This is a genomic window from Shigella flexneri 2a str. 301 (assembly GCF_000006925.2).
Taxonomy (GTDB): domain Bacteria; phylum Pseudomonadota; class Gammaproteobacteria; order Enterobacterales; family Enterobacteriaceae; genus ECMA0423.
Window position 1 is genome coordinate 564,365 of record NC_004337.2, and the last position, 15,254, is coordinate 579,618.

Here is a 15,254-nt window from a genome sequence, read left to right on the forward strand (position 1 = left end):
GGGATATAAAATGTCATCGTTGCAAATTTTGCAAGGCACGTTTCGTCTTAGCGACACAAAAACGCTGCAATTGCCTCAGCTAACGTTAAACGCGGGTGATAGTTGGGCGTTTGTCGGTTCGAATGGAAGTGGAAAGTCGGCGCTGGCCCGCGCGCTGGCGGGGGAACTTCCGCTTTTGAAAGGTGAACGGCAAAGCCAGTTTTCCCACATCACTCGTCTCTCCTTCGAGCAATTGCAAAAGCTCGTCAGCGACGAATGGCAACGGAATAACACCGATATGCTCGGCCCTAGCGAAGATTACACCGGACGCACTACGGCTGAGATTATTCAGGATGAAGTAAAGGATGCACCGCGTTGCATGCAACTGGCGCAGCAGTTCGGTATTACCGCCCTCCTCGACCGACGCTTTAAATACCTTTCCACTGGCGAGACGCGAAAAACCCTGCTGTGTCAGGCGCTGATGTCGGAGCCTGACTTGTTGATTCTTGATGAGCCGTTCGATGGCCTGGATGTTGCCTCACGTCAGCAGCTGGCTGAGCGACTCGCCTCGTTACATCAGTCCGGTATTACTTTGGTACTGGTGCTCAATCGCTTCGATAAGATCCCGGAATTTGTCCAGTTTGCTGGCGTGCTGGCGGATTGTACGTTAGCGGAAACTGGCGCTAAAGAGGAACTGCTCCAGCAAGCACTCGTCGCGCAACTTGCGCATAGTGAACAGCTTGAAGGTGTGCAACTGCCGGAGCCGGATGAACCTTCAGCACGTCACGCCTTACCCGCCAACGAATCGCGCATTGTGCTGAACAATGGCGTGGTTTCTTATAATGATCGCCCCATTCTTAATAACCTTAGCTGGCAGGTGAATCCAGGCGAACACTGGCAAATTGTCGGGCCAAATGGCGCGGGAAAATCGACGTTATTAAGCCTGATTACTGGCGATCATCCGCAAGGTTACAGCAACGATTTGACGCTTTTCGGCCGACGTCGCGGCAGCAGCGAAACCATCTGGGACATCAAAAAGCATATCGGTTACGTCAGCAGTAGTTTGCATCTGGATTACCGGGTCAGCACTACCGTGCGTAATGTGATTCTTTCTGGCTATTTTGATTCGATTGGCATTTATCAGGTCGTTTCGGATCGCCAGCAAAAACTGGTGCAGCAGTGGCTGGATATTCTCGGCATTGATAAACACACGGCTGACGCTCCGTTCCATAGTCTTTCCTGGGGACAGCAGCGTTTGGCGCTGATCGTCCGCGCACTGGTGAAACATCCGACGTTGCTTATTCTCGATGAACCACTACAGGGGCTTGATCCGCTCAATCGCCAACTTATCCGCCGTTTTGTTGATGTGCTGATTAGCGAAGGTGAAACGCAATTGTTGTTTGTTTCGCACCACGCTGAAGATGCGCCTGCCTGTATTACCCATCGCCTTGAGTTCGTGCCGGACGGTGGACTCTATCGCTATGTGCTGACAAAAATATATTGAGTCGGTAGTGCTGACCTTGCCGGAGGCGGCCTAAGCGCACTCTCCGGCCAACGGTTCGACGCATGCAGGCATGAAACCGCTTCTTTTTTCAGATAAAAAGCGCAATCATTCATAAACCCTCTGTTTTATAATCACTTAATCGCGCATAAAAAACGGCTAAATTCTTGTGTAAACGATTCCACTAATTTATTCCATGTCACACTTTTCGCATCTTTGTTATGCTATGGTTATTTCATACCATAAGCCTAATGGAGCGAATTATGAGAGTTCTGGTTACCGGTGGTAGCGGTTACATTGGAAGTCATACCTGCGTGCAATTACTGCAAAACGGTCATGATGTCATCATTCTTGATAACCTCTGTAACAGTAAGCGCAGCGTACTGCCTGTTATCGAGCGTTTAGGCGGCAAACATCCAACGTTTGTTGAAGGCGATATTCGTAACGAAGCGTTGATGACCGAGATCCTGCACGATCACGCTATCGACACCGTGATCCACTTCGCCGGGCTGAAAGCCGTCGCCGAATCGGTACAAAAACCGCTGGAATATTACGACAACAATGTCAACGGCACTCTGCGCCTGATTAGCGCCATGCGCGCCGCTAACGTCAAAAACTTTATTTTTAGCTCCTCCGCCACCGTTTATGGCGATCAGCCCCAAATTCCATACGTTGAAAGCTTCCCGACCGGCACACCGCAAAGCCCTTATGGCAAAAGCAAATTGATGGTGGAACAGATCCTCACCGACCTGCAAAAAGCCCAGCCGGACTGGAGCATTGCCCTGCTGCGCTACTTCAACCCGGTTGGCGCGCATCCGTCGGGCGATATGGGCGAAGATCCGCAAGGCATTCCGAATAACCTGATGCCATACATCGCCCAAGTTGCTGTAGGCCGTCGCGACTCGCTGGCGATTTTTGGTAACGATTATCCGACCGAAGATGGTACTGGCGTACGCGATTACATCCACGTAATGGATCTGGCGGACGGTCACGTCGTGGCGATGGAAAAACTGGCGAACAAGCCAGGCGTACACATCTACAACCTCGGTGCTGGCGTAGGCAGCAGCGTGCTGGACGTGGTTAATGCCTTCAGCAAAGCCTGCGGCAAACCGGTTAACTATCATTTTGCACCGCGTCGCGAAGGCGACCTTCCGGCCTACTGGGCGGACGCCAGCAAAGCCGACCGTGAACTGAACTGGCGCGTAACGCGCACACTCGATGAAATGGCGCAGGACACCTGGCACTGGCAGTCACGCCATCCACAGGGATATCCCGATTAAGGAACGACCATGACGCAATTTAATCCCGTTGATCATCCACATCGCCGCTACAACCCGCTCACCGGGCAATGGATTCTGGTTTCACCGCACCGCGCTAAGCGCCCCTGGCAGGGGGCGCAGGAAACGCCAGCCAAACAGGTGTTACCTGCGCACGATCCAGATTGCTTCCTCTGCGCAGGTAATGTGCGGGTGACAGGCGATAAAAACCCCGATTACACCGGGACTTACGTTTTCACTAATGACTTTGCGGCCTTGATGTCTGACACGCCAGATGCGCCAGAAAGCAACGATCCTTTGATGCGTTGCCAGAGCGCGCGCGGTACCAGCCGGGTGATCTGCTTTTCACCGGATCACAGTAAAACGTTGCCAGAACTGAGCGTTGCGGCATTGACGGAAATCGTCAAAACCTGGCAGGAGCAAACCGCAGAGCTGGGAAAAACGTACCCGTGGGTGCAGGTCTTTGAAAACAAAGGTGCGGCGATGGGCTGCTCTAACCCGCATCCGCACGGACAGATTTGGGCAAATAGCTTCCTGCCTAACGAAGCTGAGTGCGAAGACCGCCTGCAAAAAGAATATTTTGCCGAACAGAAATCACCAATGCTGGTGGATTATGTTCAGCGCGAGCTGGCAGACGGTAGCCGTACCGTTGTCGAAACCGAACACTGGTTAGCCGTTGTGCCTTACTGGGCTGCCTGGCCGTTCGAAACGCTACTGCTGCCCAAAGCCCACGTTTTGCGGATCACCGATTTGACCGACGCCCAGCGCAGCGATTTGGCGCTGGCGTTGAAAAAGCTGACCAGTCGTTATGACAACCTCTTCCAGTGCTCCTTCCCCTACTCTATGGGCTGGCACGGCGCACCATTTAATGGCGAAGAGAATCAACACTGGCAGCTGCACGCGCACTTTTATCCGCCTCTGCTGCGCTCCGCCACCGTACGTAAATTTATGGTTGGTTATGAAATGCTGGCAGAGACCCAGCGAGACCTGACCGCAGAACAGGCAGCAGAGCGTTTGCGCGCAGTCAGCGATATCCATTTTCGCGAATCCGGAGTGTAAGAAATGAGTCTGAAAGAAAAAACACAATCTCTGTTTGCCAACGCATTTGGCTACCCTGCCACTCACACCATTCAGGCGCCTGGCCGCGTGAATTTGATTGGTGAACACACCGACTACAACGACGGTTTCGTTCTGCCCTGCGCGATTGATTATCAAACCGTGATCAGCTGTGCACCACGCGATGACCGTAAAGTTCGCGTGATGGCAGCCGATTATGAAAATCAGCTCGACGAGTTTTCCCTCAATGCGCCCATTGTCGCGCATGAAAACTATCAATGGGCGAACTACGTTCGTGGCGTGGTGAAACATCTGCAACTGCGTAACAACAGCTTCGGCGGTGTGGACATGGTGATCAGCGGCAATGTGCCGCAGGGTGCCGGGTTAAGTTCTTCCGCTTCACTGGAAGTCGCGGTCGGAACCGTATTGCAGCAGCTTTATCATCTGCCGCTGGACGGCGCACAAATCGCGCTTAACGGTCAGGAAGCAGAAAACCAGTTTGTTGGCTGTAACTGCGGGATCATGGATCAGCTAATTTCCGCACTCGGCAAGAAAGATCATGCCTTGCTGATTGACTGCCGCTCACTGGGGACTAAAGCAGTTTCCATGCCGAAAGGTGTGGCTGTCGTCATCATCAACAGTAACTTCAAACGTACCCTGGTTGGCAGCGAATACAACACCCGTCGTGAACAGTGCGAAACCGGTGCGCGTTTCTTCCAGCAGCCAGCTCTGCGCGATGTCACCATTGAAGAGTTCAACGCTGTTGCACATGAGCTGGACCCAATCGTGGCGAAACGCGTGCGTCATATCCTGACTGAAAACGCCCGCACCGTTGAAGCTGCCAGCGCGCTGGAGCAAGGCGACCTGAAACGTATGGGCGAGTTGATGGCCGAGTCTCATGCCTCTATGCGCGATGATTTCGAAATCACCGTGCCGCAAATTGACACTCTGGTAGAAATCGTCAAAGCTGTGATTGGCGACAAAGGTGGCGTACGCATGACCGGCGGCGGATTTGGCGGCTGTATCGTCGCGCTGATCCCGGAAGAGCTGGTGCCTGCCGTACAGCAAGCTGTCGCTGAACAATATGAAGCAAAAACAGGTATTAAAGAGACTTTTTACGTTTGTAAACCATCACAAGGAGCAGGACAGTGCTGAACGAAACTCCCGCACTGGCACCCGATGGTCAGCCGTACCGACTGTTAACTTTGCGTAACAACGCAGGGATGGTAGTCACGCTGATGGACTGGGGTGCGACTTTACTTTCCGCCCGTATTCCGCTTTCCGATGGCAGCGTCCGCGAGGCGCTGCTCGGCTGTGCCAGTCCGGAATGCTATCAGGATCAGGCTGCGTTTCTGGGGGCCTCTATTGGTCGTTATGCCAACCGCATCGCCAATAGTCGCTATACCTTTGACGGTGAAACCGTGACGCTTTCGCCAAGCCAGGGCGTTAACCAGCTGCACGGCGGCCCGGAAGGGTTCGACAAACGTCGCTGGCAGATTGTGAACCAGAACGATCGTCAGGTGCTGTTTGCCCTGAGTTCAGATGATGGCGATCAGGGCTTCCCGGGTAATCTCGGCGCGACGGTGCAATATCGTCTGACCGACGATAACCGTATCTCCATTACTTATCGCGCCACAGTTGATAAACCTTGCCCGGTGAATATGACTAATCACGTCTATTTCAATCTTGACGGCGAGCAGTCTGACGTGCGCAATCACAAGTTGCAGATTCTGGCGGACGAATATCTTCCGGTTGATGAAGGCGGCATTCCGCACGACGGCTTGAAATCTGTCGCCGGAACGTCTTTTGATTTCCGCAGCGCCAAAATCATCGCCAGTGAGTTTCTTGCCGACGACGATCAGCGCAAAGTGAAAGGTTACGATCACGCATTCTTGTTACAGGCCAAAGGCGATGGCAAGAAAGTGGCGGCGCATGTCTGGTCAGCAGATGAAAAATTGCAGCTGAAGGTCTACACCACCGCTCCGGCTCTTCAATTCTACTCCGGCAACTTCCTCGGCGGCACACCGTCGCGGGGAACCGAACCTTACGCCGACTGGCAAGGGCTGGCGTTGGAAAGCGAGTTTCTGCCGGACAGCCCGAACCACCCTGAATGGCCGCAACCGGACTGCTTCCTGCGTCCTGGCGAAGAGTATTCCAGCCTGACGGAATATCAGTTTATTGCTGAGTAATGTTAAGCCCTCGTCATGAGGGCTTTATCTTCATATTGTTCAAATCACCAGCAAACACCGACATATTTGCAACTCAATATTCACAACAACCTTACACTGCGCCACTATTTTCGCTATGGTTATGCGTAAGCATTGCTGTTGCTTCGTCACGGCAATATAATGAGAATTATTATCATTAAAAAATGATTTGAGGAGTAAGCATATGGCTGTAACTAAGCTGGTTCTGGTTCGTCATGGCGAAAGTCAGTGGAACAAAGAAAACCGTTTCACCGGTTGGTACGACGTGGATCTGTCTGAGAAAGGCGTAAGCGAAGCAAAAGCAGCAGGTAAGCTGCTGAAAGAGGAAGGTTACAGCTTTGACTTTGCTTACACTTCTGTGCTGAAACGCGCTATCCATACCCTGTGGAATGTGCTGGACGAACTGGATCAGGCATGGCTGCCCGTTGAGAAATCCTGGAAACTGAACGAACGTCACTACGGTGCGTTGCAGGGTCTGAACAAAGCGGAAACTGCTGAAAAGTATGGCGACGAGCAGGTGAAACAGTGGCGTCGTGGTTTTGCAGTGACTCCGCCGGAACTGACTAAAGATGATGAGCGTTATCCGGGTCACGATCCGCGTTACGCGAAACTGAGCGAGAAAGAATTGCCGCTGACGGAAAGCCTGGCGCTGACCATTGACCGCGTGATCCCTTACTGGAATGAAACCATTCTGCCGCGTATGAAGAGCGGTGAGCGCGTAATCATCGCCGCACACGGTAACTCCCTGCGTGCGCTGGTGAAATATCTTGATAACATGAGCGAAGAAGAGATTCTTGAGCTGAATATCCCGACTGGCGTGCCGCTGGTGTATGAGTTCGACGAGAATTTCAAACCGCTGAAACGCTATTATCTGGGTAATGCTGACGAGATCGCGGCGAAAGCAGCAGCCGTTGCGAACCAGGGTAAAGCGAAGTAAACGTCATTCGTTTAAAAAATGAGAAAGCCGACTGCAAGTGAGTCGGCTTTTTTGTTTGTCGTTGCTAACAATGGAGCACATTGCCTGATGCGACGCTGCGCGTCTTATCAGGCCTGTGGTGATTCATCGGATACGCCACTCTGACGGCGCATCCGACAATTAAACCTTACCCGCGACGCGCTTTTACTGCATTCACCAGTTGACGTAACAGAGCATCGGTATCTTCCCAGCCAATGCAGGCATCGGTGATGCTCTTACCGTAGGCCAGCGGCTCCCCGCTATCGAGGCTCTGATTGCCTTCCACCAGATGGCTTTCCACCATCACGCCAATAATGGCCTTTTCGCCACCGGCAATCTGCTGGCAAACGTCAGCACAAACATCCATCTGCTTTTTGAATTGTTTGGACGAATTAGCATGGCTGAAATCGATCATCACCTGAGCTGGCAGACCTGCTTTGTTCAGCCCTTCTTTCACTTCAGCAACGTGCTTCGCGCTGTAGTTAGGCTCTTTACCGCCGCGCAGAATGATATGGCAATCGCCGTTACCACTGGTATTCACAATCGCCGAATGCCCCCATTTAGTTACGGACAGGAAGCAGTGCGGCGCACCGGCGGCATTAATGGCATCGATAGCCACTTTAATCGTACCGTCTGTGCCATTTTTAAAACCTACCGGACAAGAAAGACCAGACGCCAGTTCGCGGTGCACCTGCGATTCCGTGGTACGTGCACCAATTGCGCCCCAGCTCATCAGGTCAGCGAGATACTGAGGAGTGATCATATCGAGAAACTCACCCGCCGCTGGCAGACCGCTGTCGTTAATATCAAGCAGCAATTTACGGGCTATACGCAGACCGTCGTTGATCTGGAAGCTGTTATCCATATGCGGATCGTTAATCAACCCTTTCCAGCCCACCGTGGTACGCGGCTTTTCAAAATAGACGCGCATTACGATTTCCAGCTCATCTTTCAGCTCTTCACGCAGCGCCAGCAAGCGAGTGGCATACTCTTTAGCCGCGACAGGATCATGAATTGAGCACGGGCCAATCACCACCAACAGGCGATCATCATTACCTTTCAGGATCTTATGGATCGCTTTTCGGGCATGGGCAACCGTATTCGCGGCATTTTCAGTTGCGGGGAATTTTTCCAGCAATGCGACAGGAGGAAGTAACTCTTTGATTTCTTTGATGCGTAAATCGTCGTTCTGATAATTCATGTCTGTTCCAGTGTTGCCATACTTATCTTAGTGAATGCAATACTTCCAATCTATATCTTCCGTCAGAATGTGTAAACGGGGTTTTACACTATGAACGGATTAATCCTGGAATTAGCAAGAAAAACGCCAGATTGTCGCGAAAAACGAGATCTCTCCTACAATTTCTAACTGTAACTCCTTTGTTTGTTAATTATTTCAAGATTCTCTGCTGCGTTTCATAAACTGGCTGAAATCTTAAACCAATGCCTTATATTCACCTGCAAATGCACTGTTGGAAGAGGTTATCCGACATAACGACCATAACAGGAGCATCCTATGAAAATGACAAAACTGGCCACATTATTTCTGACTGCCACTCTAAGCCTTGCCAGCGGTGCCGCACTGGCTGCCGATAGCGGAGCGCAAACTAATAACGGCCAGGCAAACGCCGCAGCTGATGCGGGCCAGGTAGCCCCTGACGCCCGTGAAAATGTCGCGCCAAATAACGTCGACAATAACGGGGTAAATACCGGTTCTGGCGGCACAATGCTGCATTCGGATGGTTCTTCAATGAACAATGACGGAATGACCAAAGATGAAGAGCACAAGAACACCATGTGCAAAGATGGTCGATGTCCGGATATCAATAAAAAGGTACAAACCGGTGATGGCATCAATAATGATGTCGATACCAAAACCGACGGTACCACGCAGTAACCCTGCAAAATAGCCAATAATGGGAGAGCGGAGTCTCTCCCTTTTAATTTTTCACTTCTAAAAGCAGTATGATGTCATAAAGTTAAGTGAGAATAATTAAGGGATGACTCGTCATGGCGCACTCACACTCACACACGTCCTCACACCTGCCAGAAGATAATAATGCTCGTCGCTTGTTGTATGCTTTCGGCGTGACTGCCGGGTTTATGCTGGTAGAAGTCGTTGGTGGTTTTCTTTCTGGTTCTCTGGCATTGCTGGCCGATGCGGGTCATATGTTGACCGATACTGCCGCCCTGCTTTTCGCCCTACTCGCCGTGCAATTTTCACGTCGTCCTCCCACCATTCGCCACACTTTCGGTTGGCTAAGACTGACCACGCTCGCGGCGTTTGTGAATGCCATCGCCCTCGTGGTAATTACCATTTTGATTGTCTGGGAGGCGATAGAACGCTTCCGCACGCCGCGTCCGGTCGAGGGAGGCATGATGATGGCAATTGCCGTGGCTGGGTTGCTGGCAAATATACTTTCTTTCTGGTTACTTCATCACGGCAGCGAAGAGAAAAACCTCAACGTACGAGCAGCGGCACTGCATGTGCTCGGGGACCTGCTGGGTTCGGTTGGGGCTATTATTGCCGCGTTGATTATTATCTGGACTGGCTGGACACCTGCTGACCCCATTCTCTCGATACTGGTGTCGCTTCTGGTTCTGCGTAGCGCGTGGCGACTGTTGAAAGATAGCGTGAATGAATTACTTGAAGGTGCACCGGTATCGCTGGATATCGCTGAACTGAAGCGTCGTATGTGCCGGGAAATCCCGGAAGTCCGCAATGTGCACCATGTACATGTATGGATGGTAGGCGAGAAGCCGGTGATGACGTTGCATGTGCAGGTGATCCCGCCACACGATCACGATGCCTTGTTGGATCAGATCCAACACTACCTGATGGATCACTATCAGATTGAGCACACCACCATTCAGATGGAATATCAACCTTGTCATAGGCCAGACTGCCACCTGAATGAAGGGGTGTCTGGCCATTCACATCATCACCATTAATGGGACAGCGCGCGTGAGCCTCTTTCACGTGCGCTGTTGATCCACATCCGGCTGCCGTTGAGCGCAATAAAGGTCAGGATGATGTACTCCAGAGACATGGCGTAAACGCCCTGAAGTGCAAAAATAACGACGCTAATCACGTTAATAATCACCCACAACAGCCAGTTTTCCACATACTTACGCGTCATCAGAATCATTGCCACGATAGATAACACCATCATGCATGAATCCCAGAACGGGAAAGCGTCCGGTTGCAGTTCAGGCATCACAACCTGTAATCCTAATGCTTGCATGATCATGACTGCCACGCGGGTCAAAAATGCAAACACCGGATTGATAAATACCGTCATCAGACCAATCGAAACAACGCAAACCGCCAACCAGCTGAGTGCCTTCGGCAATGGCAACCAGCGAATTTTCAACTCCGCCTCGTTCTGACTGGTTTGTCGCGACCACGCATACCAGCCGTAAATATTCGCGGCAAAGAAAAACACCTGTAATAGCAGGCTGGCATACAGCTGAATCTGAAAGAAAATAATGCCAAACAAGGTAACGTTGATCAGGCCAAAGAAGTAGTTGCTGATCTTCTCCAGACTGGCAAGGCCAATACACAGCAACCCGGCGATCGTGCCTACCGCTTCGATCCATGAGAGATCATAACCGCCCGCCCCTATTGGTATATGTACCAGGATATTCTGCACACTAAAAAAATCCATCTTTCCCCCAAAGCGTAACGTTACGCCTTATTATTCGTTATCCACGTAGTGTAGCCGCAAAATCCAGCATACGATTGAGCGGCACCAGCGCCCTCTCTCGCAGCCTCTCATCGACATGAACCTCGTGATTACTTCCTTCCTGTTCTAATGCCTCTGCGATAGCCTGAAGGTCATTCATGGCCATCCACGGACAATGCGCGCAGCTGCGGCAGGTTGCGCCCTCACCCGCGGTTGGTGCTTCCAGTAACTCTTTATCTGGCACCGCCTGCTGCATTTTGTAGAAAATACCCCGATCGGTTGCCACAATAAGCCTCTGATGAGGCAATGCTTTTGCAGCAGCGATCAGTTGACTGGTGGAACCGACCGCATCCGCCATATCGACAATAGCTTGTGGTGATTCTGGATGCACCAGTATGGCAGCATCCGGGTATTCTTCTTGCAAGCGGGTTAACGCCTGAGTCTTAAATTCATCATGCACAATGCAGGCACCCTGCCAGCATAAAATGTCTCCACCCGTCTGTTTTTGCACGTAACGCCCCAGATGTTTGTCGGGTGCCCAGATGATTTTTTCACCCAAACTATCAAGATGATCAATAAGTTCGACGGCAATGCTTGAAGTTACCACCCAATCTGCGCGCGCTTTTACCGCAGCAGAAGTGTTGGCGTAGACGACGACAGTACGATCGGGATGGGCATCGTAAAATGCGTTAAATTCTTCAACAGGGCAGCCGAGATCCAGTGAACACTCAACCTGAAGTGTCGGCATCAGAATTGTTTTTTCCGGACTGAGAATTTTGGCGGTTTCTCCCATAAATCTCACCCCAGCGACTAACAAAGTAGAAGCGGGATGCTTTGCACCGAAGCGCGCCATTTCCAGAGAATCAGAAATACAGCCACCGGTTTCTTCTGCCAGTTGTTGAATTTCGGGATCGGTATAGTAGTGGGCAACCATCACCGCATTACGTTCTTTTAGCAGACGTTTTATCTTCTCGCGGTAATACGCTTTTTCATCAATGCTTAACGGCGTCGGCTTCGGGGGGAAAGGATAAATCGCCGTGTCTGGATCAAACATTACGCTCATCTTACCATCTCGTTTTACAGGCTTAACGTTAAAACCGACATTAGCGTAACATTCGCTGTTATCGGTGTAATTTGTTTTATATGCTAAACAAGATAGTCGAATGGTGGGGAAAAGTCACTCGAATTACGCCTAATTCCACCGACGTAGAGTTGCTTGCACAGTAAGCTCTGACGATGTCATCAGGTTTACAAAGTGAAATTGAGGATGCCTGAATAGCAAAAAAGCGCCTTTAGGGCGCTTTTTTGCATTGGTGGGTCGTGCAGGATTCGAACCTGCGACCAATTGATTAAAAGTCAACTGCTCTACCAACTGAGCTAACGACCCGAGTGGTGGGTGATGACGGGATCGAACCGCCGACCCCCTCCTTGTAAGGGAGGTGCTCTCCCAGCTGAGCTAATCACCCGATACTGCGCTGGATACTACAACTAACTATGTTAGTGGGGGTCGTGCAGGATGACTCGACTTCGTCTCGCCCTTCGGCGCCGTTGCTGATGCAACGTTATCCTTCACGTTTTACTACCGCTTCCACCTTAGCGATTGGTGGGTCGTGCAGGATTCGAACCTGCGACCAATTGATTAAAAGTCAACTGCTCTACCAACTGAGCTAACGACCCACTTTTTCGTTGCTTTCGGTTTGTTTGATATCCCGTGGCAACGGCGGCATATATTACTGATTTCAGACTTGAGCGCAACAAAAATTTCGATGCAGATCACTCAACTGCTTATGATTCGCACGACACGACCAGAAATAATGCGACTTCTGGTCGTGTGTTATGCATTACATCGCGTTCAGACGTTTTTGTGCCTGTTTAGCGCCATCAGTACCAGGGTATTTACTGATAACCTGCTGGTATACGGCTTTCGCTTTTGCGGTGTCACCTTTGTCCTGCATGATGACGCCGACTTTAAACATCGCATCAGCAGCCTTTGGTGACTTCGGATAGTTTTTCACTACCGAAGCAAAATAGTACGCCGCATCATCTTTTTTACCCTTGTTGTAGTTTAACTGACCCAGCCAATAATTGGCGTTTGGCAGGTAAGTTGAATCAGGGTAATTTTTGATGAAATTCTGAAATGCCACCATTGCGTCATCCTGGCGGGATTTATCCTGCACCAGCGCAATAGCTGCATTGTAATCCGTGTTTGCATCGCCGCTTTTCACCGGCGCGCCAGCATTCGCAGTACCAGCATCAGCTGTCGGCGTCGTTGATGCCGTCGCACCGCTTTGATCGCTGCTGGTTGATTGCGCCGCTGCACCACCGCTGCTGAGGCTGTCGATCTGCAACAGGATCTGCTTTTGCCGCTCCACGACCTGATTCAGTTGATACTGATTTTCCTGAATCTGACCACGCAGGGAATCAATATCGGATTGATTATCAGAAAGTTGTTGCTGGAGTTGGGTTAAAAGCTGGCTGTGAGCATTAGAAATACGCTCAAGTTGAGTGACGCGGTCTTCGACCGAGCCTGAGCTGACACTACTGATTGGTGCCTGAGCAAAAGCGGCCCAGTGGGCCGCTATACCAACCAGTAACGACAGACTCAATAGTTGATGTCTGAAGTTACTGCTCATGCAATTCTCTTAGTAAACCAGTACCGCACGACGGTTTTTGGAGTATGCCGCTTCGTCATGACCCAGTACTGCAGGTTTTTCTTTACCGTAAGAAACGATGGAGATCTGGTCTGCAGAAACGCCTTTACCCTGCAGGTACATCTTAACGGCGTTCGCACGACGTTCACCCAGGGAGATGTTGTATTCCGGAGTACCACGTTCGTCCGCGTGACCTTCTACGGTGACTTTGTAAGACGGGTTGCTACGCAGGAAGTTTGCATGTGCATCCAGCATTTGAGCGAAGTCAGAACGGATATCGTACTTGTCCAGATCGAAGTAAACGATGTTGTTCTGCTGCAGCTGTTGCATTTGCAGACGAGCCTGCTCTTCGGAAGACATGTTGCCGTTGCCGCCGTTCGCATCCATACCAGTGCCGGCACCCAGCATGCCTTCGCTGCCGTCATTGCTGGCGTTCTTGTTGGAAGAACATGCCGCAATTGCCATAACAGGCAGAGCAATCATCAGCCCTTTCAGCACTTTGTTCAGTTGCATTTCAATGATTCCTTTACTATTCAATTAATTATTATCACAGATACGGCGACCAGGCAGGGAATTTGACCTGTCCATCAGTTGCCGGAAGACGCGCTTTGAAACGCCCATCTGTAGAAACCAAATTCAGCACGGATCCCATCCCCTGAGAAGAGCTGTAGATTACCATAGTGCCGTTAGGTGCCAGACTTGGCGTTTCATCCAGGAACGTGGACGACAGAACTTGTACGCCTCCCGTTGCCAGATCTTGTTTGGCAATGTGCTGCTGCCCACCATTGGAGCTGACCATTACCATAAATTTACCGTCGCTGCTGACATCCGCATCCTGGTTCTGCGAACCTTCCCAGGTAATACGTTGTGGCGCACCGCCGTTGATATTCACTTTATAAACCTGCGGACGACCGGCCAGGTCAGAAGTAAATGCCAGGTTCTGGCTATCCGGGAACCAGGTCGGTTCGGTATTGTTACTGCGACCATCAGTCACCTGGCGGATCTGACCAGAAGCCAAATCCATTACGTACAGGTTCAGACTACCGGTTTTCGACAAGGCGAATGCCAGTTTGCTGCCGTCTGGCGAGAATGCAGGTGCACCGTTGTGACGCGGGAATGAAGCCACCTGACGTACAGCGCCATTTGCCAGCGTCTGAATAACCAGCGCGGAACGACCGCTTTCGAAGGTCACATAAGCCAGTTTAGAACCGTCTGGTGACCACGCCGGAGACATCAGCGGGTGCGGTGAACGGTGAACGACAAACTGGTTGTAACCGTCATAGTCAGATACGCGCAGTTCATACGGGAACTGACCGCCGTTGGTCTGAACAACGTAGGCAATACGGGTACGGAACGCACCTTTAATGCCGGTCAGTTTTTCAAACACTTCATCACTGGCGGTATGACCAGCATAACGCAGCCACTGCTTGTTCACTTTGTACGAGTTCTGAGCAAGTACAGTACCCGGTGCGCCGCCAGTGTCAACAAGTTGATAAGCAACATTGTAAGAACCATCCGGATTCGGAGTGACTTGACCGACAACTACAGCGTCAATGCCCAGTGCGGACCATGCAGCTGGTTGTACTTCCTGCGCACTACCCGGCTGCTGTGGCAGACGAGCGCGATCTAACGGATTAAATTTACCGCTGTTACGCAAGTCAGCAGCAACGATGCCGCCAATATCTTCAGGTGCCGCACCAGGCCCCGCCCACTGGAAAGGAACAACACCAATAGGACGACCGGAATCTACACCGCTGTCGATCACAATGCGGACTTCAGCATGCAGAACTGATGCCCACAGTATGAGAAAACCAAATGCTACTCGTAATGCCTGCTTCATCATATCTCCCTTATCTGGACCGATGGCCCACGATAATTTAGCAGAATGTTAACAAACTAAAATACACAAAACTACCAGAACCCCGTGGCAACCGGTGCCTGA

The 15,254-nt window shown here is 51.1% G+C and carries 14 protein-coding genes and 3 tRNA genes; 8 read left to right on the forward strand and 9 right to left on the reverse strand.

Features of this window, described 5'->3' with window-relative positions:
• The first annotated feature begins 10 nt into the window (after positions 1 to 10).
• The 6 genes from modF (at position 11) to gpmA (ending at position 6,957) form a co-directional block, all read left to right on the forward strand.
• Entirely contained in the window at positions 11 to 1,483 is a 1,473-nt protein-coding gene (gene modF / locus SF0544; protein NP_706481.1) for a molybdenum transport ATP-binding protein ModF, read from the forward strand.
• A 260-nt stretch (positions 1,484 to 1,743) separates the two neighbouring features.
• Complete coding sequence (gene galE, locus SF0545; RefSeq protein ID NP_706482.2) at positions 1,744 to 2,760, forward strand: UDP-galactose-4-epimerase; 1,017 nt, start codon at positions 1,744 to 1,746, stop codon at positions 2,758 to 2,760.
• A gap of 9 nt (positions 2,761 to 2,769) precedes the next feature.
• Entirely contained in the window at positions 2,770 to 3,816 is a 1,047-nt protein-coding gene (galT, locus tag SF0546) for a galactose-1-phosphate uridylyltransferase (RefSeq protein NP_706483.1), read from the forward strand.
• Between the two features lie 3 nt (positions 3,817 to 3,819).
• On the forward strand, positions 3,820 to 4,968 hold the full coding sequence (gene galK, locus SF0547; protein ID NP_706484.1) for a galactokinase: 1,149 nt from the start codon (positions 3,820 to 3,822) through the stop codon (positions 4,966 to 4,968).
• Positions 4,962 to 6,002: a galactose-1-epimerase gene (gene galM / locus SF0548; protein ID NP_706485.1), complete on the forward strand. Its 1,041-nt coding sequence runs from the start codon at positions 4,962 to 4,964 to the stop codon at positions 6,000 to 6,002. The genes galK and galM overlap by 7 nt, the downstream gene beginning before the upstream one ends.
• Positions 6,003 to 6,204: 202 nt before the next feature.
• Entirely contained in the window at positions 6,205 to 6,957 is a 753-nt protein-coding gene (gene gpmA, locus SF0549; RefSeq protein NP_706486.2) for a 2,3-bisphosphoglycerate-dependent phosphoglycerate mutase, read from the forward strand.
• A gap of 166 nt (positions 6,958 to 7,123) precedes the next feature.
• Here gpmA and aroG read toward each other — a convergent pair whose 3' ends face one another.
• The gene (gene aroG / locus SF0550; protein ID NP_706487.1) at positions 7,124 to 8,176 is read right to left on the reverse strand and encodes a 3-deoxy-7-phosphoheptulonate synthase; all 1,053 of its coding nucleotides are present in this window, start codon (positions 8,174 to 8,176) and stop codon (positions 7,124 to 7,126) included.
• Positions 8,177 to 8,491: 315 nt separating this feature from the next.
• Between aroG and SF0551 the strand changes: the two genes are divergently transcribed.
• Entirely contained in the window at positions 8,492 to 8,872 is a 381-nt protein-coding gene (locus SF0551; RefSeq protein NP_706488.1) for a homeobox protein, read from the forward strand.
• Between the two features lie 113 nt (positions 8,873 to 8,985).
• A complete protein-coding gene (ybgR, locus tag SF0552; protein ID NP_706489.1) occupies positions 8,986 to 9,927 on the forward strand; it encodes a zinc transporter ZitB in 942 nt (313 codons plus the stop codon).
• Here ybgR and pnuC read toward each other — a convergent pair.
• The 8 genes from pnuC to tolB all read right to left on the reverse strand — a co-directional run bounded on the left by pnuC (position 9,924) and on the right by tolB (position 15,152).
• Positions 9,924 to 10,643, reverse strand: coding sequence for a nicotinamide riboside transporter PnuC (gene pnuC, locus SF0553; RefSeq protein NP_706490.1), 720 nt, complete (start codon positions 10,641 to 10,643; stop codon positions 9,924 to 9,926). The two genes, ybgR and pnuC, sit on opposite strands and share 4 nt — an antisense overlap.
• 37 nt (positions 10,644 to 10,680) lie before the next feature.
• Positions 10,681 to 11,724 carry a quinolinate synthetase gene (gene nadA, locus SF0554; protein NP_706491.1) on the reverse strand — a complete coding sequence of 348 codons (1,044 nt, stop codon included), beginning with the start codon at positions 11,722 to 11,724 and terminating at the stop codon, positions 10,681 to 10,683.
• A 248-nt stretch (positions 11,725 to 11,972) separates the two neighbouring features.
• A tRNA-Lys gene (locus SF4445) sits at positions 11,973 to 12,048 on the reverse strand.
• Between the two features lie 3 nt (positions 12,049 to 12,051).
• Positions 12,052 to 12,127 (reverse strand) — tRNA-Val (locus SF4446).
• A 135-nt stretch (positions 12,128 to 12,262) separates the two neighbouring features.
• A tRNA-Lys gene (locus tag SF4447) sits at positions 12,263 to 12,338 on the reverse strand.
• Positions 12,339 to 12,502: 164 nt separating this feature from the next.
• Complete coding sequence (gene ybgF, locus SF0555) at positions 12,503 to 13,294, reverse strand: tol-pal system protein YbgF (RefSeq protein ID NP_706492.1); 792 nt, start codon at positions 13,292 to 13,294, stop codon at positions 12,503 to 12,505.
• A 9-nt stretch (positions 13,295 to 13,303) separates the two neighbouring features.
• Positions 13,304 to 13,825 carry a peptidoglycan-associated outer membrane lipoprotein gene (pal, locus tag SF0556; protein NP_706493.2) on the reverse strand — a complete coding sequence of 174 codons (522 nt, stop codon included), beginning with the start codon at positions 13,823 to 13,825 and terminating at the stop codon, positions 13,304 to 13,306.
• 34 nt (positions 13,826 to 13,859) lie between these two features.
• Positions 13,860 to 15,152 (reverse strand): translocation protein TolB, encoded by a 1,293-nt coding sequence (gene tolB, locus SF0557; protein NP_706494.2) that lies wholly within the window; start codon positions 15,150 to 15,152, stop codon positions 13,860 to 13,862.
• Positions 15,153 to 15,254: the final 102 nt, after the last annotated feature.